Source organism: Paraburkholderia fungorum (assembly GCF_046027215.1).
Taxonomy (GTDB): domain Bacteria; phylum Pseudomonadota; class Gammaproteobacteria; order Burkholderiales; family Burkholderiaceae; genus Paraburkholderia; species Paraburkholderia fungorum_D.
This window is the reverse complement of record NZ_JAQQEN010000001.1, coordinates 4,455,436-4,478,839: the sequence shown is the minus strand read 5'-3', so window position 1 is coordinate 4,478,839 and position 23,404 is coordinate 4,455,436. Positions and strand designations below refer to the sequence as shown.

Below are 23,404 nucleotides of genomic sequence, written 5' to 3'. Positions count from 1 at the left end.
GTTTTCGTTACGCGCCTCACGTTGTCAAAAAAAAGCCCCGCAAAAATGCGGGGCTTTTTTCATGAAGCGCTCTGCACGAACCGCGGCCTCACTCCATTTTCTGCCGCACGACCGCAAGCGTTTTGGTGTCGTAGTTCAGTTTCACCTTTCTGCCGTCCTTGTTGTAGGCCTCGACTTCATAGCAGTTGTCGTTGATCTCGAACCTGGCAATCTTGTAGCCGTGCGCTTCGATCTGCGCGCGCGCGTCGCTTTCCTTGAGCCATTCCGCTGTGGGATGAACCGGACAGGACACGTCCATCGCGAACACCGCACCGGATAGTCCCAGCATACCGACGAGTATCGTAGCCTTGAGCATTTCGACTCCTTGAATTGTTTCGACAAACGGCCACCCTAGTTCGCTCGGCAGGTGGCGCGCAAGGCAGTCGTCATCCAGTCTTGCGGCCCGTCAACAATTCGGCTCAAGGCACTTAGGCACGATAGACACACCGGCCGCGAACTTTTTTGCTAAACCGACTCCCCGCGCATCTTCCGCCCTTGCTCCCGAATCTGCTCCAGCGTCGCGCCCGGCGTGCTCGCCTCCTGCGGCATGCGAATTTCGATTACCGCTGCACGCCTCGCCTCAATAGAGCGCTGCAATGCAGGCAGGAAATCTTCTGTCCGCTCCACTGTCTCGCCATGTGCGCCGAACGAGCGCGCGAACGCCGCGAAGTCCGGATTCGTGAGTCCCGTTCCGTGCACGCGATTCGGATAATGCCGCTCCTGATGCATCCGGATCGTGCCGAAGTGGCTATTGTTCACGACGATAAAGATCACGTGCAGATCGTATTGCATCGCCGTCGCGAGCTCTTGCGCGGACATCATGAAGCAGCCGTCGCCGGCCAACGCGACCACCGCGCGCTGCGGATAGAGCGACTTCGCTGCAATCGCCGCCGGCACGCCGTAGCCCATCGCGCCACTGGTCGGCGCGAGTTGCGAGCGGAAATGCCGGTACGAGAAATGCCGATGAAGCCACGTCGCGTAATTGCCCGCGCCGTTGGTGAGGATTGCGTCTTCGGGTAGTTGCGCGCGCAACTGCTGGATGACTTCGCCCATCTGCACGTCGCCGGGAATCTGACGCGGTTTGCGCCAGTCCAGATACGCGCGATGCGCTTGTTCCGCCGTGCCCGCCCATGCGGGCGTGCCGGATGAAGGTTCTAGTTCGGCAAGCAGCGCCGCGAGTTCCGGCATGCCGGACACGATCGGCAGATCTGCTGCATAGACGCGCCCTAGTTCTTCCGCGCCTTGATGGACGTGAACCAGGGTTTGCTGCGTTTTCGGAATGTCGAGCAGCGTGTAACCGTTGGTGGTCGCTTCGCCCAGACGCGGTCCAAGTGTCAGCAGCAGATCCGCGTCGCGGATACGTTGAGCAAGCGCGGGATTGATGCCGAGCCCGACATCGCCGGCATAGTTTGGATGCTCGTTGTCGAGCGTGTCCTGGAAGCGGAACGCGAGGCCGACCGGCAAGTGCCAGTTCTCCACGAAGCGCTGCAAGTCCGCGCATGCAGCGGGTGTCCAGCCACTGCCGCCGGCGATCACCATCGGCCGTTGTGCCCCTTCGAGCAGCAGGCGCAACTGCTCGAGTTGCGGGGCAGACGGCGACGCCGCGACGCGCTTGTAGGCCGGTGCGCCGGCAACGCGCTCGCATGCATCGCTCAAGACGTCTTCCGGCAACGACAGCACGACGGGCCCTGGTCGGCCGGATGTTGCCGTGTGAAACGCGTGGCTCAGATATTCGGGAATACGCTTTGGATCGTCGATCTGCGCGACCCACTTCGCCATCTGACCGAACATGCGACGGTAGTCGATTTCCTGGAAGGCCTCGCGATCGAGATGCTCGCGCGCGCATTGGCCGATCAGCAGGATCATCGGCGTGGAATCCTGAAACGCGGTGTGCACACCGATCGACGCGTGCGTGGCACCGGGCCCGCGCGTGACGATCGCGACACCGGGGCGGCCGGTCAATTTGCCGACGGCTTCGGCCATATTCGCGGCCGCCGCCTCGTGCCGGCAGACGATCGTCTGGATGCGATCGGTTTCGTCGTGCAGGGAATCGAGCACGGCGAGAAAGCTCTCGCCGGGGACACAGAAAACACGTTCGACACCGTGCGTCAGCAGGGCATCGACGATGAGACGCGCACCGGTGGTTTGGGCGGCGGGGGAATCAGAAGCGGGAGCATTCGGCAGCGACATTGCGATGAGGCCTCCATGCGAGTCGGTAACGCGTAGGTCTTGTTCAGGCGAATTGCCGCCTATAGCTTACGCCGACTATGCCGTCGACGTCACGGGGCAGATGGTCGTTTTACTGAAAGCAGTATTTTTCGAGATGAATTTGACGCGTAGCATCCAGCTTTCGATAAGTACGGGAAACGTGGGCCAGCGAATGTCCAATTTAATCGTTCCAAATGCGAGTGACGATAAGCAATGCTAATAAGTCCTCCATTCCTGCCGCATGTGCCCACTTCTGACATAGCTTCCGCTGAAGCGGGAAATACCGTGATTCCCGATCAGGATATGTGTGCCGCTGGTATGCAGGAATGTGCGCCGGGAAACGGCGCCTATCCTGTCAGCTTCAACCTCGGTTGGCACGGTGGCTCGCACCTCATTGCGCCGCGCGATGCACACGGAACCGCTGCGCCTGTCCGTGCCATTGCCGACGGCACGATTGTTTATACGCGCCAAACCGACGTCACTGAGAAAACGGCTTTGTCGTATCGCGGCGTGCGTACAGATGACGGCTGCGTGGTGATCAGGCATTCCACCGAGATCGGCGAAGGCGAAGATGCAAAGGTCACATTTTTTTCGATCTATATGCATCTGCAAACCGTCAGCTCGCCGATGATCGTCGGCAACAAGGTCTATCGGAAGGATGTTATCGGCATTGCGGGCCAGATATACGGGCAGCTTGGTCAGATCCATTTTGAAATCGTCTGCAACCACGCGAACCTGCGGAAGCTTGTCGGTCGTACCGCGGGGCCGCTCGCCGCGATGGTCGGCCGCAAGGATGCTATCTATGGGGATATCTGGTTCAGGGTGCCGAAAGGAACTCCGGTTTTCGAGAATCGAGAGCCACATCCGTATCGGCTGGACGACAGAGAACCGCCACCATGCAGCACCATCACACCGCAAGCAGCGCGCACGACCCAACGGGAGTACGTGATCCGCATGCGATATCAAAAGGGGGAGTGCACTCTCACGACGTTCCAAAAAGATGCCGCGGGGCACTATGCCGTGTTCAGATCCCTACCGTGCGGGAGTGGCTACGAATATGACCTTTACAAGGAAGCCACCCGGCTGAGCGCAAAGTACGTCGAGTTGAACCAGGCGGCGGGTTGCGCCTATGCGACGGTGCCGGCGCCTGCTTCAATTTACGAAATTCTGCGTTTCGGGCGTACCGTTGGCACCGACTTCCTGCCCACAGGTAGTAAGTTCGGCCACTGGCGAAAGATCACGACGCCTGACGCCACCGGATGGATTAACTTGAGCCTTCCCGGCATTGGCATCTATAGCGACGCAGACTTCCCAGATTGGGCTGGATGGAATCTGATCGACGACGACACAATGGCGAAAAGCTTATGTAATTCACCAACGATCAGACGTTGGCTTGACCTGAATGGTGATGGCCACGTCTCGCATGCGGAGGCGGTGCAAGGGCTGCATGACAACGGTGCGCGCGCACGCTTGTCGACGGCGATCTGCAAATTTCCAATCGAGTGGTCGAAAAACGAAGAGGCCATCGAGCACCGTTGGGGCTGGCTCAAGGAGTCGAGTGAAAGCTTACATGTCTTGTTGTCATCAGACGGTTTCGCCCTCCTGAAAGCTCATATACAAGCTTTGGCCTTCTGGGAAGAAATCGACGACGCGCATTTGCCAGCAGCCGACCAATGTTGGCATTTCCCGCCGAAGGCTTTTGTTGAGCATTTCAGGAAGTGTGGCTGGCTGAGCGCGAACGAACTCGCTCAATGCCTCCCGAGGAGATCGCTTTCCGGAAACATGCCTTGGAATGTGGCGTTTGACCGTGGAAGCACACATGCGAAACCTATAAATCTTATTTACCGGAAATACCTGAATGAAAGCCGGCTCCGCCTGTTGCATTTCTTGGCGCAGGTGCACATTGAGACCGATATTCTCCGAACGATGGCGGAGGATTCGAGCGGCAATGGACGCGTCTACGGCCCTTTCTATGGCAGAGGCTACCTACAACTAACCTGGCCGCTCAACTATGACGCATATAGCCGATATCGGAGTATTCCAAATAATGCGGTCTTGTCATACGCGGATCATCGAATAACAGCAACGTCGGCGCATATTTGGGCGAATGGCGGCGCGACGCAGCGCTGGTCGCCTCGATTCGACCCAAAAATTGTTGCTACGGATTTCGTTCATGCAGCCGAATCATCAGCTATGTATTGGCTGGCAAAGACATTTCGGGGCAAGCACAACATCAATCGCGTCGCGGATCTTGGTACGTCGCCAGCGGTAGTGGGCTTTATCAGTTGGCTCGTTAATGGAGGCGGCCACGGATATGTGAATCGTCAACAGTTTGCGTCGCTTCTCGCAGAGGTGTTGCTGGATCAGCCACCCAGAACGGATACCGGAACGCTCAACTATCCGCCCTTGTCGCCCCCGGGCAATCCTTTTCTCTGCAGCACCTTTCCGCCGGCTGCGGTCCCTTCAACCCAAACCGTAACGGTTACCTATGCTGCACAGAAGCCTTAGCTTCCTGTTTTTTCTCGTGGCAATACCCGCATTCGGAGAACGACATTTGGCCTTACCTCCCGCGTGGGCTAACTCGCACTACGGCGCGTGCTATGGCTCGATTGAAGAAGGAATGGTAGCGGTGTATGGGCCTGACTACGCCAACGATGACAACGTGCTGAGTACCACAAATCGGTATGATGCCAGCGAGATGCTTCTCAGCCAAGACACGACTTCGGGTACCAATTCTTCTCGGACCATCTTTGAGAAACGCACTGGGAACCGGTGGTGCATCGTCTTGACTTCACCGCCCGTAGCCAGCATGGATGCGGTTCGGGGTAAGGGAAAATCTGCTCGTCCAGCGCAATGGATCACACTTACTCAGGCGCCACCCGGCTTTGCCGAAACAAAGGTTGTGTATTCGTGGAGCCGGGCAAAAGCGCTTTATCTGCCCTCAGAGTGCTATCGCATTTCGGGGGTAAAGACTACCGTGTTAGATTGTAGAGACGCATACAACTGACATACCTTGGCGCGCGTGCGGACGTCAACGCGGTGCACCTCGCAATCGACAATGCACGGGTCCCCTTCGGCCACCCATCTACCCCCATCCCCGCCCTCAACACTCCACAATATTCACCGCCAACCCACCGCGCGACGTTTCCTTGTACTTGGTCTTCATATCCGCGCCGGTCTGCATCATTGTCTTGATCACGGAGTCCAGCGAAACGTAATGTGTGCCGTCACCGCGCAGCGCCATACGTGCGGCATTGACAGCCTTTACTGAGCCCATCGCATTGCGCTCGATGCACGGGATCTGCACCATCCCGCCGACCGGATCGCACGTGAGCCCCAGGTTGTGCTCCATGCCGATTTCCGCTGCGTTCTCCACCTGCTTCGGCGTGCCGCCCATCACCGCGGCGAGTCCGCCAGCCGCCATCGAACAAGCCACACCCACTTCACCCTGGCATCCCACTTCCGCGCCCGAAATCGACGCGTTCAGCTTGTACAGGATGCCGATCGCCGCGGCCGTCATCAGGAAGTCGATCACACCTTGCTGGTTCGAACCCGGCATGAAGCGCGTGTAGTAATGCAGCACCGCCGGAATGATGCCGGCCGCGCCATTGGTCGGCGCGGTGACGACGCGGCCGCCGGCAGCATTCTCTTCATTCACGGCGATCGCATACAGATTGATCCAGTCGATCATCGACAGCGGATCGCGCAGCGCCAGTTCAGGATTACCCGACAGCGCGCGATAGAGCTGCGGCGCGCGGCGTTTCACCTGGAACGGTCCGGGCAGATTGCCATCGGCATCGGGGTTGTTGATGCCGCAACCGCGCGCCACGCACGACTGCATCACGTCCCAGATCTTTAACAGGCCCGCACGCGTCTCTTCTTCCGTGTGCCAGACGCGCTCGTTTTCCCACATCAATTGCGCGATGCTTTTGCCAGTCGATTCACACAGCGCGAGCAACTCGTTACCGCTGCGGAACGAGTGCGGCAACTGGTCGACAGCGCTCAGCACTTTCGTATTCGGCGCGCCTGCCGTCACCACAAAGCCGCCGCCGACCGACAGATACGTCGATTCGCGCAGCGCCGCGCCTTGTGCATCGAATGCGCGCAGTGTCAGGCCGTTCGGATGCTCGGCCAGCGCCTGCCGGTAAAACGAAATGTGATCCTTCTGCACGAACGGCACCTCGTGCGTGCCGAGTAGCGCGAGTTTGCGCGACGCGCGTACGGCGTCGAGCCGCTGCACGATCGTGTCGGGATCGACGGTGTCGGGTGCATCGCCCATCAAGCCCAGCATGACGCCGCGATCCGTACCGTGACCCTTGCCGGTTGCACCGAGCGAACCATACAGATCGACTTTTACCGATGCCGTCGCGCCGAGCAGCCCATCACGTTCGAGCCCTTGAGCGAACATCAGCGCCGCGCGCATCGGCCCGACCGTATGCGAACTGGACGGGCCAATGCCGATTTTGAAGAGGTCGAACACGCTGACTGCCATTACTGCTCCTGCTGGTAAATGTGGGTTTAGCGCGCCGGCAGCGGCAAACACACGGCGAGCCACGCGGGCGGCGTCGGTGCGAGCTGCAGCGCGATCGGCGTATAGCGTCCGTCGAGACGCGCCGCCAGGTGAAACAGTTCGGTCGCGTTCTTCGGGTCCCATTGACCCGAGTAGCCCGGCAAGCCGGCTTCGCGACGTTTGGCATCGAACGCGACGTTCGAATGCGCGAATTCTTCATGTGTCTTACTGCCGTCCGCATATGGTGTCAACCAGTTCAGCGCGGCCGCCAGCGAGGCGCCGTTCGAACCCTTCTCCGGTAACCAGTTGCGGTTGTGGCGGCGGGCGGCGAGTGCGGCGGTCACGAGCGGTTGCAGGTCGTAGGTAACGTAGTGCAGTGCATCACGTTCGCCGAAATCCACCGTCGATCCGTCCGGCGCGATGTTGTCGCCGATATGCTCGTCAAACAGACGCTGTGCCGCATTGATCATCTTGCGGTTGTCGAGCGTGAACGCTGCCATCGCAATCAGTTTGATCCGGTGGCTTTGCCAATTGTTCCGATAGGTGTCTTTCAACGGCCGCGGCTGCGCGTCGATCTGTGCGATATAACCGTTCGCAAATTTCGTCAGAAACGCCATCGACGCATTGCGCGTTTTCACCGGCAGCGCGCTCGCGGTCATGTCGTAGGCGAGGATCAGGCCTTCGAAACGGGTTTCATCGATGGGATTGAAGCTCGGCTGATAAGTGGTGACCCATGCGAACAGCAAACGGTCGACCAGCTTCAGATAACGGTCGTCGCTGGTGGCGCGCCAGGCGAGCGCGGCGTCGCGCAACAGATCGAGATCCTTTTCCGCCTCGACGCTCTGATCGTAGATGCCCTCGTGCGGAAGCGTGCCTTCAGTGTGCAATTTCGCCAGCGCATGCGGCTGCTCGTTCAGATGCGCTTGCACGTTGCTGACCAGCGCCTTGACGCCGGGGTCGGCGCTCGTGCGTTCGCTGGTTTGCAGCGCGGGCGCCGCACAAAAATTCATTGCCGCCTGCGCCTGCCGCAGCGGCAGCAGCACGGCTGCGCCAGCCAGCAACAGTGAGCAGGCCTGCTGCCACGTCTTCTGGATTCGCCTCATTCCGGTCCGGCTTTGCATCAATCGCACCTGTCGCGCCATGCGAAACTCCTCGTTAGGCTGATTCGGTGTGTGATGTTAGCCGTTTGCGGGCACGAACGACAGAACCGCGCACCACCCCACCGCCTGCTTGCAACCGGTAGGTGGTGCGCGGTAGCAGCCGCGCTTACTCGTAGTCGGCGATCGGCACGCAGGAGCAGAACAGATTGCGGTCGCCGTACACGTTGTCCGCACGGCCGACCGGCGGCCAGTACTTCTTCGCGATCAGCGTGGGCAACGGATACGCAGCGGTTTCGCGCGCATACGCGTGCTTCCAGTCGTTGGCGATCACGACCGCCGCCGTGTGCGGCGCGTGCTTCAGCGGATTATCGTCACGGTCCGAGCGGCCTTCTTCGACAGCGCGGATTTCCTCGCGGATCGCGATCATCGCTTCGATGAAGCGGTCGAGTTCTTCCTTCGATTCCGATTCGGTCGGCTCGACCATCAGCGTGCCCGGTACCGGGAAGCTCATGGTCGGTGCGTGGAAGCCGTAGTCGGCGAGGCGCTTGGCGACGTCATCTACGGTAATGCCGCTGCTGTCCTTGATCGGACGCAGATCGAGAATGCACTCGTGCGCGACCAGGCCGCCCGGGCCCGAATACAGCACCGGATAATGCGGCGCGAGCTTGTTCGCGACGTAGTTCGCATTGAGGATCGCGGTTTCGGTGGCAGCGGTGAGGTTCTTCGCACCCATCATCGCGATATACATCCACGAGATCGGCAGGATCGAAGCCGACCCGTACGGTGCGCCCGACACAGCGCCAATCCCATTCGGCGCGCGTTCATAACCCGATGAAATCTGATTCGGCAGGAACTGCGCGAGATGCGCACCCACCGCGACCGGACCGACACCCGGGCCGCCGCCGCCATGCGGAATACAGAAGGTTTTGTGCAGGTTCAGGTGCGAGACGTCGCCGCCGAACTGGCCAGGCGCGCACAGGCCGACCATCGCGTTCATGTTCGCGCCGTCCACATACACCTGACCGCCGTGCGCATGCACGATCTCGCAGATTTCGCGGACGTTCTGTTCAAACACGCCGTGCGTGGACGGATACGTGATCATGATGGCCGCCAGTTTCTCGGCGTGTTGCTCGGCTTTCTTTTGCAGGTCGGCGGTATCGACGTTGCCTTGCGCGTCGCACGCGACCACGACCACCTGCATGCCGGCCATTTGCGCCGACGCGGGGTTCGTACCATGCGCCGAAGCAGGAATCAGGCAGACGTTGCGATGCGCTTCGCCGCGCGACGCGTGGTATGCGTGGATGATCAACAGACCGGCGTACTCGCCCTGGGAGCCGGCATTCGGCTGCAGCGAGACCGCTGCGTAACCGGTGGCCGCCACCAGCATTTCTTCGAGCTGATCGATCATTTCGCGATAGCCGATGGTCTGCTCAGCCGGTGCGAACGGGTGAATCTGACCGAATTCGGGCCACGTGACCGGCAGCATTTCGGACGTCGCGTTCAGCTTCATCGTGCACGAGCCGAGCGGGATCATCGAGCGGTCGAGTGCGAGATCTTTATCCGACAGGCTGCGCAGATAGCGCAGCATTTCCGTTTCCGAATGGTGGCGATTGAACACATGGTGCGTCAGGTAGGCGCTGGTGCGCTCCAGTGCAGCCGGCACGGATGCGCGATTCGATCCGGCGATGGCTGTGTCGAGCGCGTCGACTTGCGGCACGTCTTTCGCGCCCGCTGCTTCGGCGAACACGGCGAGCAGATCGGCCAGATCGTGGCGCGTCGTGGTTTCGTCGATCGACAGGCCGACTTGCGTGTCGCTCACGCGGCGCAGGTTGATGCGCTTCGCTTTCGCGGCGTCGTGAAGCGCCTGTGTGCGCGCGCCGCTTTCGAATGTCAGCGTGTCGAAGAACGTTTCGTTGACGAGCGTGTAGCCCAGTTGCTTCGCACCTTCAGCCAGCAACGCAGCAATGCGGTTCACGCGCAGCGCAATCGTCTTCAGGCCGTGCGGGCCGTGATAAACCGCGTACATGCTGGCCATGATCGCGAGCAGCGCTTGCGCGGTACACACGTTCGAGGTGGCCTTCTCGCGGCGGATATGCTGCTCGCGCGTTTGCAGCGCGAGACGCAGTGCCGGATTGCCTTGCGCGTCGACCGTCACGCCGACCAGACGGCCCGGCATCTGACGCTTGAATTCGTCGCGCACGGCGAGATAGGCCGCATGCGGGCCGCCGAAGCCGACCGGCACGCCAAAGCGCTGCGTATTGCCGACCGCCACGTCCGCGCCCCATTCGCCCGGCGGCGTGAGCACGGTGAGCGCCAGCAGGTCGGCTGCGACCACCACGTGGCCGCCCGCTGCGTGGATCGCTTCGGTGAGCGCACGGTAATCACGCACGTCGCCGTTCACGCCCGGGTATTGCAGGAGCACGCCGAACGCGTTGGCGTTCGCGGCTTCCGCGGCCGGGCCCACCTTCACTTCGATGCCGACCGGCGTGGCGCGTGTCTTCACCACTTCGATGGTTTGCGGCAGCACGTCGTCGGCCACGAAGAACACGTTCGATTTCGGTTTGCCGATGCGTTGCAGCAGCGTCATTGCTTCGGCGGCAGCGGTGGCTTCGTCGAGCAGCGATGCGTTCGAGATCGCCAGACCCGTCAGGTCGACGATCATCTGCTGGAAGTTCAGCAGCGCTTCCAGACGGCCCTGCGAGATTTCCGGCTGGTACGGCGTGTACGCGGTGTACCACGCCGGATTTTCCAGCACGTTTCGCAGGATCACCGTCGGCGTGTGTGCGTTGTAGTAGCCCTGCCCGATGTACGAGCGGAACACCTGGTTCTTGTCCGCCAGTTCACGCAGCGCGGCGAGCGCTTCGGCCTCGCTCTTCGGTTGCGCGAAGGGGCCGAGCGGCAGCGTTTCGCCGCGGCGGATCGTCTTCGGGATGACGGCGTCGATCAGCGCGGCGCGCGACGCGAAGCCGAGGGCTTCGAGCATCGCATGCTGGTCGGCCGAATCCGGGCCGATGTGCCGTTCGGCGAAGGCGTCATGCACTTCGAGCGCGGCGAGCGAGAGAGGAGTGCGGTTCATCAGACGATCCGGGTGTTCGAGCTTCATGGGGTGTTCCTGGCGGTGCGGCAGTCCGTTCGACTATGACTGTTGAAGCGGACGCGCCGCACCTGACGGTTTAAACGAGTAGGTAGATCAGGCGCCGATCGATTTCGAGTAGGCGTCGGCGTCGATCAGGCGATCTTGCGTCGCGCCCGCGGCCGGCTTGATCTTGAAGAGCCAGCTTTCGTACGGCGTGGTGTTGACCGAGTCAGGTGTGTCGGCGACCGCCGTGTTCGCTTCGATGATTTCGCCCGAGACCGGCGCGTAGATATCGGAAGCGGCTTTCACCGATTCGATCACGGCGACGGTGTCGCCTGCCGTGACAGTCTTGCCCAGTTCCTGGACTTCGAAGAAGACGATGTCGCCGAGCGCTTCCTGCGCGTGGTCGGTGATGCCGACCGTCAGCGTGCCGTCCGCTTCGGTGCGGACCCATTCGTGCGATTCGGTATATTTCAGATCGGCCGGGATGCTCATCGGATGCTCCTATGCGGTGTGTTCGGTAGAAACTTAAAAGTGGACTGACGCACGCGCCGGCGGCTTAAACCGCGAGCACTTTGCCGTTGCGCACGAATGGCAGTTTTACCACGCTTGCAGGAAGGGCTTTGTCACGAATCTGAACGTGAACGGTGTCGCCCGGCTGCACGCCTTTCGGCACGCGCGCAAAAGCGATCGATTCCTGCATGGTGGGTGAAAAAGTGCCGCTGGTGATTTCGCCCTCGCCGTGCGGCGTGACGACTTTTTGATGGGCACGCAGCACGCCCGCTGCCTTGCCGTTTTCCTTGCGCAGGATCAGGCCGACAAATGCCGCTTGCGAGCCATCGGCTTCGAGCTTGCCCTTGCCGACGAAATCGCGCGGTGAGGTCAGATCGACCGTCCACGCGAGGCCGGCATCGAGCGGCGAGACGTTGTCGTCCATGTCCTGGCCGTAGAGGTTCATGCCGGCTTCGAGGCGCAGCGTGTCACGCGCGCCCAGACCTGCGGGGCGCACGCCTTGCGCTTGCAGCGCGGTCCAGAGCGCGACGACGTGGTCCGCCGGGACGATGATTTCGAAGCCGTCTTCGCCGGTGTAGCCGGTGCGGGCGACGGTCAATTCGCCAAACGGCGAGTCTTCGATGCGCGCGGCGTTGAAGGGCTTCAGCGCTTCGGTGGCGGCGCGCGCTACCGGCACGGTTTGCCAGACTTTTTCGCGCGCGTTCGGGCCTTGCACGGCGACGATTGCGTAATCGCGACGCGGCGTGATGGTCAGGCCGAAGCTGCCTTCGGCGTTGAGCTGGCCGAACCAGGCGATGTCTTTGTCGGCGGTGCCGGCGTTGACGACTACACGAAAATGATCTTCGCCGAAGTAGTAGACGATCAGATCGTCGATTACGCCGCCGTTCGGATTCAGCAGGCAGGAATACAGCGCGCGGCCGGGCGTTTGCAGCTTGGCGACATTATTGGCCAGCGCGTATTCGAAGAAGGCGCGCACGCGTTCGCCGGTGAAATCGACGACGCACATGTGCGAGACGTCGAACATGCCGGCGTCGGTGCGCACGGCGCGGTGTTCGTCGATTTGCGAGCCGTAGTTGACGGGCATATCCCAGCCGCCGAAATCGACCATGCGGGCGTTGAGCGCACGATGGGTGGCGTTGAGCGGGGTGTGTTTGAGTTCGGTCATGGGGCCTCGGGCGTCTCGCGAAACAAAAAAGGCCATGCGGCGCTACGCCTCGCGGCTTATGCCTGCGAGCGATTGCGTTGCATGACCCCTCTGTCCTCGATACCTGAGAGATTGCGCCGCCGTGAGAACGTTGATTCATCACGGTTAAACGCGCGCCCCTTCGGTGGGCAGCCTGCCGGGTCTGCGCATGCAGACGGCTACTGCCGCTCTCCAGAGTGCGAAAAACCTGAGCCTTGATGTTGCCTCAGCGCGGGTTCTTCGACGCGGTCGGTCCTTTTGCCTGAGAGTTTGCGGGTGTGCCCCTTCGGCGGCGCGGCCTGCTGAAAATATGCGGCCAGCGCGCTCTCCCGACGCGTGCGGCGAATGTACGCGAGGGCCGGGGGCTTGTCAAATTAAGGCCTGTGAGCGGCTTGGAGATTGGCGCGGCGGGAACGCGCGCATCAAAAAAAGCGCGGGACGTGGTGCCCGCGGGGCTCATGGTGCGCGGATGCCTGACCTGGCGCGATTATTCGCCGATGGCGTGGGCTGCGTTGTCCAGTTCCTGGTTCAGAACGCGCTGTTCGTCGGATGACAGGCCGCCGCCGTGTTGGGCGGCCATGTCGTGGGCTTCCTGACGGATCACATCCAGCCGATGGTGCAGGGAGGCGCCTTGCGGGGGCGGGTAGTAGCCTTGATTCACGCGGTTGTCGATGCGGCGGCCGAGGTTGTCGAGGCGGCCGTTGACTTGGTGCAGGCGTTGATCTGCGATCTGCTGCGGGTTGGGGCGGGGTGCCGGTGCCGGTTGAGGGGTCACCACGCAGGCGGCCAAAGTGCTAAGTAGTGCGCATGCGGTTAATGCGCGGATGGTATAGGGCATGGGCTCTCCGGAAGGCGGGTTTTGTGACGTTATCGGGTAGCAACGGATTGTTGTTGTTTTGCGCTGACCGCGGTGGGGTGGTTTTTTGTAACGGGATGTTCCAGGCGAGGTGATGGTCTTTTTTGCCTTTGGCGGCGGCATTATTGCTGGATGCCTACGGCAGTGGTTGTTTCATTTTTTATTGGTCTATTAGCGTTCCCCCTGTGCGGGGGGCACCTACTTTTCTTTGCCGGCCGCAAAGAAAAGTAGGCAAAAGAAAGCGGCTCCAACCGCCAACATTTAAGTGGGTCCCCTGGCTTGGAGGGGCTGGTGGTCCGATTAACGGATCACACCTCGGTCCATAACGGTCTGTGACACAGCCGTCATCCGCTCCCACTCCGCACTGCGTGCGTCGCGGACGGGTCTGCCAGGGAAACCGGGTGCTTCGTTTGTACGCGGTGGGGGCCATCCATCGGCTTCGCCTCAGCGTGGCGCTGAAAACATAGACGGTTTTGAGAAGTACCGCCCCGGCGCGCGCAGCGCCGCTGGAAGCATGACGGCCTGGTCACTCACGAGGGAAGGTGCGCAGGCTCAATCTCTACGGAGCCACAGTCCCCTCCAAGCCAGGGGATCCGCTTAAGAATTAGCGGTTTGAAGCCGCTTTCTTTTGCCTACTTTTCTTTGCGGCCGGCAAAGAAAAGTAGGTGCCGCCCCGCACAGGGGCGACGCTAATAAACCAATAAGCAAACAAGAAAAGGCCAACGCCGCAGGCACAACGAAATGCCGCCGCCAAAGGCAAAAAAACCCCATCATTTGATACGATCAAACCCCAACCGAGCACCTTCATCCGAGCTCCGAGCGGCAAGCTCGACAACAGTCATGACATCAACCGCATCCTGAGCACTAACAGGAAACTTCACGCCATTCTGAATGGCATCAGCCAACGCGATATAAAACCCGACGTAATCCCCATTGCGGGTAGGCACCTCCCGCTCAACAACCCGCTCACCTTCCAGCACGCGCAGCGCCCCCGCCGCATTGCCGGCGCCAAACCCCTCATCGCCAGGCCGCAGTCCAGCTTTCAACTGATCTTCCTGCGTATCGAGCCCATATTTCACATAGCTCCCACGCGTGCCGTGAATCGTAAACCGCGGCGCGACCAGCGCAGTCAACGCGCTGGCGTGCAACACCACCTCGAATTCGTCATACCCCAACTGGATATGCACATAATCCGGTGCGCTAGCCTGATCGCGATGCGCGCGCACCGTCGCCGAAACGGTCCGAGGAGCGCCAAACAACGCCAACGCCTGATCGATCAGATGCGGCCCAAGATCGAACAGCAAGCCGCCCCCGCGCGAAGCCTCCTCGCGCCAGCGCTGCTGCACCTGTGGCCGGAAGCGGTCGAAATGCGATTCGTAGTGCGTGATGCGCCCTAATTGCCCGCTGGCAAGCAAATCCCGCACGGTCAGGAAATCACCGTCCCAGCGACGGTTGTGAAAGGGTACGAACAGGCGTGAGCGAGCCAGCGCGATGTTCGCGAGCGTGTGGGCATCGGCGGCAGTCAGCGTGACGGGTTTGTCGACCACCACGTGCTTGCCCGCTTCAAGCGCGCGGCGCGCAAGATCGAAGTGCGTGTCGTTGGGCGTCGCGATCACAATGCATTCGATTTCGTCGAGCGCCAGCAGTGCGTCGAGATCGGCCACCACCTTCGCGTGCGGATAGTCGGCCAGCGCATGCGCAGACTGGCTGGTCGCGATGGCCGCGACACTCGCCCGTCCGCAGTGCTCGATCACCGGCGCGTGGAACGTCGCGCCAGCAAAACCATAACCCATCAATCCAATCTTCAGCGATGCGGACATGCGTGTCTTCCTGCAAAAACGGCGCGCCGCTTTGCCACCGCGGCGTCGGCGCGCAACACCTCAATTGTGGCATGGCCTGATGGCACACCGACAGCCTCCTGATAGACGTCTGTCCGGGAAATCCGCTAAAGCGTCCGTTGCAGTTGCAGTTGCCACTGTCGGTCAAAGTCAGTGACCAAGGCAGTCCGTAGCGGCCACCCTTCGTGAATATCCTGCGCGGTCATCCGTAGCGGCCATCCGTGTTAACATCGCTCCTCTCGCGCGGAGCGTCGGCCGCCGGAGCGCCGCGTGCCACGCCGTAGCGCCCGTTCCAGCCGGCCGCACCGCGCAGCATGCCCCCGGGTCTTCGGTCTCGCGACCGCGCAGCGAAGCGCCCTCAACCGCATTACCCATCCACAGACGATGTCCGCAGGCCTGAACCCCGCCCAAAATGAAGCGGTCCGTTATCTTGACGGTCCGTGTCTCGTGCTCGCCGGCGCAGGCAGCGGCAAGACGCGTGTGATCACGCAGAAAATCGCCCACCTGATCGAAGCCAAAGGTTTCGAGCCGCGCCACATCGCCGCCGTCACGTTCACGAACAAGGCCGCGTTGGAAATGCGCGAGCGCGTGGGCAAGCTGCTCGAGGGCAAGACGCTCACTACGCCCGGCAAGGAAGGCCGCAAGGTGCCCGTCAACCAGTTGACGGTCTGTACCTTCCACTCGCTCGGCGTGCAGATTCTGCGGCAGGAAGCGGAACACGTCGGTTTGAAGCCGCAGTTCTCGATCATGGATTCGGACGACTGCTTCGGCATGATTCAGGAGCAGGTCGGCTCGACGGACAAGGGCTTCATCCGCAAGATCCAGTCGATCATCTCGCTGTGGAAGAACGGCATGATCATGCCGGAACAGGCGATCGCGATCGCCGCGAATGAAGATGAACACCAGGCCGCGATCGTCTACCGTAATTACGTGGCGACGCTGCATGCGTATCAGGCGGTGGATTTCGACGACCTGATCCGCCTGCCCGCCGAACTCTTCGAGAAGAATGAGCAGGTGCGCGACCGCTGGCAGAACAAGCTGCGCTATCTGCTGATCGACGAATATCAGGACACCAACGCGTGCCAGTACGAACTGGTGAAACTGCTGGCCGGCAAGCGCGCGGCGTTCACGGCGGTCGGCGACGACGATCAGGCAATCTATGGCTGGCGCGGCGCGACGCTCGAAAATCTTGGGCAGCTCAGCAAAGACTTTCCCAAGCTGCATCTGATCAAGCTGGAACAGAATTACCGCTCCACGGTGCGCATTCTCACCGCCGCGAACAACGTGATCGCGAACAACCCGAAGCTGTTCGAAAAGAAGCTGTGGTCCGAACACGGCATGGGCGACACGATCACCGTCACGCCCTGCAATGACGAAGAGCACGAAGCCGAATCCGTGGTGTTCCGTCTGTCGGCGCACAAGTTCGAGCGCCGCGCGAATTTCCGCGACTACGCGATCCTTTACCGCGGCAATTTCCAGGCGCGCATCTTCGAGCAGGTGCTGCGCCGCGAGCGCATTCCGTATGTGCTGTCGGGCGGCCAGTCGTTCTTCGACAAAGCCGAGATCAAGGATATCTGCGCGTATCTGCGCCTGATCGCCAACGCAAACGACGACCCCGCGTTCATCCGCGCGATCACCACGCCGCGTCGCGGCGTAGGCAATACGACGCTCGAGGCGCTCGGCTCGTTCGCGGGTCAGGCAAAAGTGTCGCTGTTCGAGGCGGTGTACATGGGCGGCATCGAGGCGCGTTTGTCGCCGCGTCAGATTGAGCCGATGCGCGTGTTCTGCGACTTCATGCAGCGCCTGACCGATCGCGCCGAGAAAGATGCCGCGGGCACGTTGCTCGACGAACTGATGGACGCGATCCACTACGAAGCCTATCTGTACGATGCGTTCGACGAACGCCAGGCGCAGTCGAAGTGGCAAAACGTGCTCGAATTCGTCGAGTGGCTCAAGCGCAAAGGTACCAAGGCCGAGCCCGGCGGCGCCGACAAAGGCGAGGCAACCGGTTACGACACGGCCGACGGTCTCGCGGATACCGGCAAGAGTCTGCTCGGCCTGATCCAGACCGTCGCGCTGATGTCGATGCTCGAGGGCAAGGAAGAAGATCCGGACGCGGTGCGCCTCTCGACCGTGCATGCGTCGAAGGGGCTGGAGTATCCGCACGTGTTCCTGGTGGGCGTCGAAGAAGGCATCATGCCGCACCGCGGCGGCGCCGACGACGCACCGATCGACGACGCGCGTATCGAGGAAGAGCGGCGCCTGATGTACGTCGCAATCACGCGCGCGCAACGCAGCCTGCATTTGAACTGGTGCAAGAAGCGCAAGCGGGCGCGCGAAACCGTGGTGTGCGAGCCGTCACGGTTCATCCCCGAAATGCTGCTCGACGACGCCCCGCCGCCGACACCCGAAGAAGCGCCGATGTCGCCGAAAGACCGGCTCGCGAGTTTGAAGGCGCTGTTGCAGAAGCCCTGATTGAGCGCATAAAAAATCCCTGCCCGTGTTGCCACGGTGCAGGGATTTTTTCGTTCTGCGGTGAGCGCGAGAAGCGGCTTATTTCACCGCGCTGACCATGTAGTCGACGGCAGCCTTCACGTCGGCATCGGATGCAGTCGAGCCGCCCTTGGCCGGCATCGCGCCCTTGCCATGCAGCGCGTAGTTGTAGACGGTGTCCATCGGCTCTTTCAGGCGCGGCGCCCAGGCGTCCTTGTCGCCGTACTTCGGCGCGTTCAGCACGCCGGCCGCGTGACAGGCCTGGCAAACCTGCTGATATAGCGCCTTGCCGGCTTGCGACGCATCCGCGCTCTGGGTGCCGCCGGCCGCCGGTGCGGCGGCTTGCGGCACGCTCGCCATGGCCGCCATCGCGGCAGCGGCCTGCGCGGCGCCTGCGTCCGACGCGCCAGCTGGCGCAGCTGCGGCAGCTGCACCTGACGCAGCTGCTGGAGTTGCCGCACCCGCTGCCGGCTGTGCCGGTTCGGGGAAGCTCGCGCCGGAATTGTTCGCCATATAGGCCACGGCGCGGGCGATTTCGAAGTCGCTGTAGTCGTCCGGGCTGGTGCCGCCGCGCGCCGGCATGGCACCCTTGCCGGTGAGCGCCGTGTGCCACAGCGTGTCGAAGCCCTGCGCGATGCGCGGCGCCCAGTCAGCGGTATTGGTGAACTTCGGCGCGCCCGCCGTGCCCGCCGCATGACAGGCGGAGCAAACCGCCTTATAGACCTCTTCACCCGATTTATAGACGCGCGGCGCATTGGCGTCGCGAATGTCGACCTGGGCGAGCGGCTTGATGCGGGCGGTGACTTCCGCTTCGGAGAGACTGTCGGTGCCGGCGCCGGTGCGTGTCGAGTTATCGACGTAGATCACTAGCAGAACGATGATGACGATCGGTACCGCAAAACTGGCAATGATCGCGGCAATGAGCTGCCCGGGGGTTTTGATTGGGGCTCCGTGTGGTGCTTCGCTCATGCTTGTCTCGTCTCCGTGGGTATGTGAGCGGTACAGCGTGACGGCAACTTCTTGTTCTCTATTCAGCCACGGACGATTATAGACGGAACATTTCGGCGGCGGCGAGGGGCGCGGCGAGGTGTTCAGCAGGCGTTTACCCGCATCGGCGGACGTGAGCGGCGCCGCCTGGAAAGCGCCAGATTCAGCCATGCAGGCCGTCCGGTGGACGGTTGGAGCGAAACCGGGTATCCTTCCGGTCTCGCTTTGGCGTCGCTTCCGTTCAGGTTGCCGCGCTTTCGTGTTGAAGCGCCCGTAGCTCAATGGATAGAGTACTGCCCTCCGAAGGCAGGGGTTGCTGGTTCGATCCCAGCCGGGCGCACCAGAGAAATGGAAAAATTCAAGGGCTTGGCTCAACTCTGCCAAGCCCTTTTTCTTTGCGTACGGAATTTATACGGAATCGACGCGTCAACTCGATCGAGTTATTCCGTGCCGTAAGAAGGTCAGCAACGCTTTCGACAGTTCTTCGCAACTGTTCATCAGCGTGTGGATCGTGCTATTGCATGGAGCGACCGTGATACCCGTAATCCAGCCAAGCGTTATATACGTCGCCGACTGGCCTGAAGATCCGGAGCACCCACGCTATCCCGAAGGTGCACGCGAAAAATCCGCTCTGTTTCCGCCGGACCCACTGCCCTTCGATTTCATCAAGCCTGCTCGGCGATACCTGTTCAAGCTTTCTGATCCGCGCTATCCGGAGCAATTTTGGGCGGAGACAATCGCTTATGTTGTCGGTTGCTTGCTAAATGTGGAGGTGCCGCCAGCCTATATTGCGGTTCATCGCGAGCGGGAAGTATGTGGAGCACTGATCGAATGGTTTTTCGTTGATGGGGAGCAGTCATTCATTGCTGGTGGCAACCGCTTGCAACGGCTCGTCCCTGATTACGATCGAAAACGAGGAACTCAACATAGCTTCCAATTGGTGCAGCGTGCCTGCATCCGGGCCTCTCGCGATGGGCTAACTGACGACTGGCTTCTTTACTGGGGCCGGGCGTTCCTTTTCGATGCACTGATTGGCAACACCGATCGCCACCAAGATAATTGGGGCTTTCTTGCGTGGACGCTGCCAGACGGAATAACTACACGAGAGCGACTAGCGCCCCTTTTCGACAACGGAACGAGCTTGGGGATGGAGAGACACCTTCAGCATGTGGCCGACTGGGACGATAACAGGTGTGCGGCCTATCTCGGCCGGGGACGCCATCATATGAAGATCAACACTGATGATGCGGCAAGGTGTCAGCATTTGGACATGGTCAAATACATGATCGAATCACACCCGGCGCTGAAAGCGCCGCTTCAGGAGACGTTAGCGCTATTTTCCATTGAGGAACTCGAACAGCGGCTCGCCGAACTGTGTAGACTTGACTTGCCAGTGAAGCTTGGAGAAGCTCGCATTCGCTTCACGCTCAAACTAGTGAACCTTCGATACAGGCAACTATGCGCGATATTGTCATGAGGCAAATTGAGCACGTGGCAGAGCCGGCGAGGCTTTGGCTCTCGTGGCAGCCGTCGTCCGAGACTGGCCGGGAAAGCCGGCGCCGTCATGTGGTCGCGGAGATCGTCATGGAAGGCGGCGAGCCTGTCTTCAGATACCTCAATCAGACCGCCGACTACCAACTGGCAAAGCAAGAGGGGTTTCAAGGTTATCCGGCTTTCAATCGGGCTGAGGACGAGCATCGAAAGGGTATTTTAGAGGCGTTCGTTCGGCGTTTGCCGTCGCGCAAGCGGCGAGATTTCGCGGAGTATCTGGAAAAATATCGACTTCCACCGGACTTTCAAGGATCTGATCTCGCTTTGCTTGGCTACACCGGTGCGAAGCTGCCAGGCGATGGGTTTGAGCTTTGCCCCGATCTTACGACGGCGCCGTTGCCTCTTGAAACGGTAATGGAGGTTGCCGGCTTTTGGCGCCAAGGTGTGCCACAGAACGAACTCCAAGTCGGAGATGGCGTTCGATTTGTGCCAGAGCCTTTCAACGACGCTGACAAAATGGCTGTAGCAATCCATTGGTCAGGCAAGAAGATTGGATATGTCCCACGACCGATGCTTCCCTCAGTACATCGATGGCTCGACGCAGGAAGCATTGAGGCACACATCGATCGCCTCAATGGGAAGCCGGATCGCCCGCTAGTTTATCTGTTTGTAGCGGTTACGCAGCGCGGCTAATATGCCGCTAGCAAGTTAAGGGCGCTGCGCTCGGCGGGGCTCTTTAACTGAAGTCGGACTTCGTGTTCTTGGGCTAACTTGCCCACGTCTATGAGATTGATATGCGGGTAAACGTCGCGTACGGTTTGCTCTGACATCTCGGCGTTGTGCCTGTTCATTTCGTTTGCGTCGATCAATTCCGTTCAGGCGGTCGAACAGCGCGCAGCTTGCTGTGTCGGCTGGGAACATTGCTCACGCCAAGCCGATTACGTGAAGAGCCGCCAGTGCGGCCCTTCATCGCGTCTGTCATCCGAGGAATGGCCTGATGGTCAGCCGGGCGTGACGGTAATCGATACTAAAGCTGACGCGCTCACCCGGTTTGAACCCGGCGGAAGCGAGCCATCGGTCGGCAATTTCCATCCACGGAAAATACGACTGTCCGTCTGGCGCCATTGGCCCCGGATCAGGGGTGTTTCGCAGGATGCCGCTGCGATGCTCGTACTCCGGCTGACGAGGTTTACGGGCTTTTCGTGATTGTGTTTTAAGATCGGCGTTAGCCATGATCAACTCCGTATTTGAGTTGGTTGTGGTCAGCGGGCGGTGAGTGTTGGCGCACCCATTGCCCGCGCTTCTTCTACGTCGTACATCTACTTCATGATGTCGCTATCGTCGGCGGCTCATGACCTTCTGAACCTGCATCTTCCTGACGAAACTGTCTATTACCAGAATCAACGCTTGTTGTTCGGCGTCGGGCAAGCTGTCTACCTGTTGGTAGAGATTCAATAACTCGTGATTGTGAATCTTGGGCTCCGCCGGAGCGGGCGTTCGGCCTGCAAGTTCATCGAGCGTGATTTGCAAGATGTCGGCGATCCTCACGGCTGTATCGAACTGCGGCGTTGCAAGGCCACGTTCCCACCGGTTATAGACACGAGGGTTCACTTCAAGCAACTCCGCGAGCCGCACCTGAGTCATCTGTCGTGTGGAGCGCAACAGACGAAGTTGTTCAGCAAAGACGGACATATCAACGCATTCCAACGAAAAAGAAATGTAGCCATTCTAGGTCCCCTTTCGCTCGGTTTGCCATTAATCCACTATACAGTGGATTTAAGACTGCATCAATCAGAGCATAGAGGTCTTTGGCATCAGGGACGAGCATGGCCCACATCCCCGATTTCTAGATTGAGCGCATGAGAGCCGAAGTGGTGGTAGAGCGCTTCCAATCGTGCGTTGGAAGAGGCGATGCAGAAAGGGCTGCGGGGAGCGTGATCGCACTGGGAGGGCGGCGCGGTCGGTTCTCCGTTCGTTCCACGCAGTCCTGCTGCGAACGACAGCCGTCGTCACGACCGACTCCCGCCCGCTCCGTCACGCCCCCATCACACCCGCACCAGCAGCTTCCCGAGATTCTTCCCCTCGAACAGACTATTCAGCGCATTCGGCAGCGCGTCGAAACCGTCAACATAAGTTTCCTGGTAAACAATCTCGCCGTTCTTCACCCAAGGCGCGACCGTCTGGAGCATTTCGTCCATCCGGTGCGCGAAGTCGCGCGCCAGAATCCCCTGGATGGTCGCGCGCTGAAACAGCATGTGTTGCAGGAAGCGTGGCGCAAGGTCCGGCGTGTCGAGACCGCCATCGTATTGAGCGATCGCCCCGCAAATCACGATTCGCGCGCGACGCTTGATGAGCGGAATCACCGCGTCGGTGACCATGCCGCCCACGTTGTCAAAATACACATCGACGCCGCCGGTCGCCGCTTGCAGGGCCGAGCGCAAACCTTCGAGCGTGGGATGCGCCCGGTAATCGACCGCGCCGTCGAGCTTGAGCGTATCGGTGAGAAACGCGCATTTTTCCGCGCCGCCGGCGATCCCGATGACGCGGCAGCCGGCACGTTTGCCGAACTGCGCGACCAGTGAACCGACCGCACCCGCCGCGCCAGACACGACCAGCGTGTCGCCCGGGCGCGGCCTTCCCGCTTCCATCAAGCCAAACCACGCGGTGCGCCCCGGCATGCCGAGCACGCCGAGCGCGGTCGAAACCGGCGCTGCGTTGGGGTCGAGCCGGGTCAGTTCGCTGTGGTGGCATTTGGCGTATAGCTGCCAGCCGCTATATGTCGACACCCAGTCGCCTTCCTTGAAGAGCGGACTCGCCGAGGCCACCACTTCACCGACCACGCCCGCCCGCTGCACGATGCCGAGCGGATGCGGCACGTCGTAGGTATTGCGTTCGTGTTGCTGGATACGGATATACGGATCGACGCTGATAATGCGCGCCCGAATCAACACCTCGTTCGATGACAAATCGGCGTCGATTTCGCTTTCGCGCAATTCGTAATGCTCATCGCCGACACGTCCTTCGGGGCGCTTGACGTAAAACCACTGGCGATTCTGATAACTCATGTTAGGACTCACTGCTGTCGTAGACGGTGAGCAATTTTACCAGTG

General features: G+C 60.7%; 17 protein-coding genes, 1 tRNA gene and 2 riboswitches. Of the genes, 5 read left to right on the top strand and 13 right to left on the bottom strand.

Translation table 11 applies throughout. From position 1 onward, the window contains the following. Window positions 1-88: 88 nt before the first annotated feature. Window positions 89-355: a PepSY domain-containing protein gene (locus PQR27_RS20185; RefSeq protein ID WP_408525274.1), complete on the bottom strand. Its 267-nt coding sequence runs from the start codon at window positions 353-355 to the stop codon at window positions 89-91. A 149-nt stretch (window positions 356-504) separates the two neighbouring features. Next, window positions 505-2,229, bottom strand: coding sequence for a thiamine pyrophosphate-binding protein (locus tag PQR27_RS20180; protein WP_408525273.1), 1,725 nt, complete (start codon window positions 2,227-2,229; stop codon window positions 505-507). Between the two features lie 303 nt (window positions 2,230-2,532). Between PQR27_RS20180 and PQR27_RS20175 the strand changes: the two genes are divergently transcribed. Next, a complete protein-coding gene (locus tag PQR27_RS20175; RefSeq protein WP_408525272.1) occupies window positions 2,533-4,755 on the top strand; it encodes a hydroxyethylthiazole kinase in 2,223 nt (740 codons plus the stop codon). A 595-nt stretch (window positions 4,756-5,350) separates the two neighbouring features. Here PQR27_RS20175 and PQR27_RS20170 read toward each other — a convergent pair. The 7 genes from PQR27_RS20170 to PQR27_RS20140 all read right to left on the bottom strand — a co-directional run bounded on the left by PQR27_RS20170 (window position 5,351) and on the right by PQR27_RS20140 (window position 15,305). Then, window positions 5,351-6,739, bottom strand: a complete 1,389-nt coding sequence (locus PQR27_RS20170) for an L-serine ammonia-lyase (protein ID WP_408525271.1) — start codon at window positions 6,737-6,739, stop codon at window positions 5,351-5,353. Between the two features lie 26 nt (window positions 6,740-6,765). Further along, window positions 6,766-7,899: an alginate lyase family protein gene (locus PQR27_RS20165; protein ID WP_408525270.1), complete on the bottom strand. Its 1,134-nt coding sequence runs from the start codon at window positions 7,897-7,899 to the stop codon at window positions 6,766-6,768. Between the two features lie 124 nt (window positions 7,900-8,023). After that, on the bottom strand, window positions 8,024-10,960 hold the full coding sequence (gcvP, locus tag PQR27_RS20160; protein WP_408525269.1) for an aminomethyl-transferring glycine dehydrogenase: 2,937 nt from the start codon (window positions 10,958-10,960) through the stop codon (window positions 8,024-8,026). Between the two features lie 87 nt (window positions 10,961-11,047). Beyond that, complete coding sequence (gene gcvH / locus PQR27_RS20155; protein WP_408525268.1) at window positions 11,048-11,428, bottom strand: glycine cleavage system protein GcvH; 381 nt, start codon at window positions 11,426-11,428, stop codon at window positions 11,048-11,050. A gap of 64 nt (window positions 11,429-11,492) precedes the next feature. Continuing rightward, a complete protein-coding gene (gene gcvT, locus PQR27_RS20150) occupies window positions 11,493-12,611 on the bottom strand; it encodes a glycine cleavage system aminomethyltransferase GcvT (protein ID WP_408525267.1) in 1,119 nt (372 codons plus the stop codon). A gap of 80 nt (window positions 12,612-12,691) precedes the next feature. After that, window positions 12,692-12,835, bottom strand: a riboswitch (glycine riboswitch). A 34-nt stretch (window positions 12,836-12,869) separates the two neighbouring features. Further along, a riboswitch (glycine riboswitch) is annotated at window positions 12,870-12,971 on the bottom strand. 145 nt (window positions 12,972-13,116) lie between these two features. Next, entirely contained in the window at window positions 13,117-13,467 is a 351-nt protein-coding gene (locus PQR27_RS20145) for a hypothetical protein (RefSeq protein WP_408525266.1), read from the bottom strand. Between the two features lie 788 nt (window positions 13,468-14,255). Beyond that, the gene (locus tag PQR27_RS20140; RefSeq protein ID WP_408525265.1) at window positions 14,256-15,305 is read right to left on the bottom strand and encodes an oxidoreductase; all 1,050 of its coding nucleotides are present in this window, start codon (window positions 15,303-15,305) and stop codon (window positions 14,256-14,258) included. A gap of 402 nt (window positions 15,306-15,707) precedes the next feature. Between PQR27_RS20140 and PQR27_RS20135 the strand changes: the two genes are divergently transcribed. Next, window positions 15,708-17,798 carry a UvrD-helicase domain-containing protein gene (locus PQR27_RS20135; protein ID WP_408525264.1) on the top strand — a complete coding sequence of 697 codons (2,091 nt, stop codon included), beginning with the start codon at window positions 15,708-15,710 and terminating at the stop codon, window positions 17,796-17,798. A gap of 78 nt (window positions 17,799-17,876) precedes the next feature. On the opposite strand, the gene PQR27_RS20130 is transcribed toward PQR27_RS20135, so the two are convergent. Next, window positions 17,877-18,785 carry a c-type cytochrome gene (locus PQR27_RS20130; protein ID WP_408525263.1) on the bottom strand — a complete coding sequence of 303 codons (909 nt, stop codon included), beginning with the start codon at window positions 18,783-18,785 and terminating at the stop codon, window positions 17,877-17,879. 285 nt (window positions 18,786-19,070) lie between these two features. Between PQR27_RS20130 and PQR27_RS20125 the strand changes: the two genes are divergently transcribed. The 3 genes from PQR27_RS20125 (at window position 19,071) to PQR27_RS20115 (ending at window position 20,987) form a co-directional block, all read left to right on the top strand. Beyond that, window positions 19,071-19,146 (top strand) — tRNA-Arg (locus tag PQR27_RS20125). Continuing rightward, on the top strand, window positions 19,117-20,280 hold the full coding sequence (locus PQR27_RS20120) for a HipA domain-containing protein (protein WP_408525262.1): 1,164 nt from the start codon (window positions 19,117-19,119) through the stop codon (window positions 20,278-20,280). Before PQR27_RS20125 ends, PQR27_RS20120 begins: the two co-directional genes overlap by 30 nt. 107 nt (window positions 20,281-20,387) lie before the next feature. Then, window positions 20,388-20,987 (top strand): HIRAN domain-containing protein, encoded by a 600-nt coding sequence (locus tag PQR27_RS20115; RefSeq protein WP_408525261.1) that lies wholly within the window; start codon window positions 20,388-20,390, stop codon window positions 20,985-20,987. 285 nt (window positions 20,988-21,272) lie between these two features. Here PQR27_RS20115 and PQR27_RS20110 read toward each other — a convergent pair whose 3' ends face one another. From PQR27_RS20110 to PQR27_RS20100, 3 genes are all read right to left on the bottom strand, one after another. Further along, entirely contained in the window at window positions 21,273-21,527 is a 255-nt protein-coding gene (locus PQR27_RS20110; RefSeq protein WP_408525260.1) for a SymE family type I addiction module toxin, read from the bottom strand. A 102-nt stretch (window positions 21,528-21,629) separates the two neighbouring features. After that, window positions 21,630-21,986, bottom strand: a complete 357-nt coding sequence (locus tag PQR27_RS20105; RefSeq protein WP_408525259.1) for a helix-turn-helix domain-containing protein — start codon at window positions 21,984-21,986, stop codon at window positions 21,630-21,632. 353 nt (window positions 21,987-22,339) lie between these two features. Continuing rightward, window positions 22,340-23,359 carry an NADP-dependent oxidoreductase gene (locus PQR27_RS20100; protein WP_408525258.1) on the bottom strand — a complete coding sequence of 340 codons (1,020 nt, stop codon included), beginning with the start codon at window positions 23,357-23,359 and terminating at the stop codon, window positions 22,340-22,342. Between the last annotated feature and the right edge of the window lie 45 nt (window positions 23,360-23,404).

What these genes read in the sequence shown, in the direction of transcription:
- gcvP (WP_408525269.1), bottom strand. Translation starts at nt 10,960, where the DNA reads ATGAAGCTCGAACACCCGGATCGTCTGATGAACCGCACTCCTCTCTCG.
- PQR27_RS20140 (WP_408525265.1), bottom strand. Translation starts at nt 15,305, where the DNA reads ATGTCCGCATCGCTGAAGATTGGATTGATGGGTTATGGTTTTGCTGGC.
- PQR27_RS20180 (WP_408525273.1), bottom strand. Translation starts at nt 2,229, where the DNA reads ATGTCGCTGCCGAATGCTCCCGCTTCTGATTCCCCCGCCGCCCAAACC.
- gcvT (WP_408525267.1), bottom strand. Translation starts at nt 12,611, where the DNA reads ATGACCGAACTCAAACACACCCCGCTCAACGCCACCCATCGTGCGCTC.
- PQR27_RS20185 (WP_408525274.1), bottom strand. Translation starts at nt 355, where the DNA reads ATGCTCAAGGCTACGATACTCGTCGGTATGCTGGGACTATCCGGTGCG.
- PQR27_RS20115 (WP_408525261.1), top strand. Translation starts at nt 20,388, where the DNA reads ATGGAAGGCGGCGAGCCTGTCTTCAGATACCTCAATCAGACCGCCGAC.
- PQR27_RS20130 (WP_408525263.1), bottom strand. Translation starts at nt 18,785, where the DNA reads ATGAGCGAAGCACCACACGGAGCCCCAATCAAAACCCCCGGGCAGCTC.
- PQR27_RS20100 (WP_408525258.1), bottom strand. Translation starts at nt 23,359, where the DNA reads ATGAGTTATCAGAATCGCCAGTGGTTTTACGTCAAGCGCCCCGAAGGA.
- gcvH (WP_408525268.1), bottom strand. Translation starts at nt 11,428, where the DNA reads ATGAGCATCCCGGCCGATCTGAAATATACCGAATCGCACGAATGGGTC.
- PQR27_RS20110 (WP_408525260.1), bottom strand. Translation starts at nt 21,527, where the DNA reads ATGGCTAACGCCGATCTTAAAACACAATCACGAAAAGCCCGTAAACCT.
- PQR27_RS20165 (WP_408525270.1), bottom strand. Translation starts at nt 7,899, where the DNA reads ATGGCGCGACAGGTGCGATTGATGCAAAGCCGGACCGGAATGAGGCGA.
- PQR27_RS20145 (WP_408525266.1), bottom strand. Translation starts at nt 13,467, where the DNA reads ATGCCCTATACCATCCGCGCATTAACCGCATGCGCACTACTTAGCACT.
- PQR27_RS20135 (WP_408525264.1), top strand. Translation starts at nt 15,708, where the DNA reads ATGTCCGCAGGCCTGAACCCCGCCCAAAATGAAGCGGTCCGTTATCTT.
- PQR27_RS20170 (WP_408525271.1), bottom strand. Translation starts at nt 6,739, where the DNA reads ATGGCAGTCAGCGTGTTCGACCTCTTCAAAATCGGCATTGGCCCGTCC.
- PQR27_RS20105 (WP_408525259.1), bottom strand. Translation starts at nt 21,986, where the DNA reads ATGTCCGTCTTTGCTGAACAACTTCGTCTGTTGCGCTCCACACGACAG.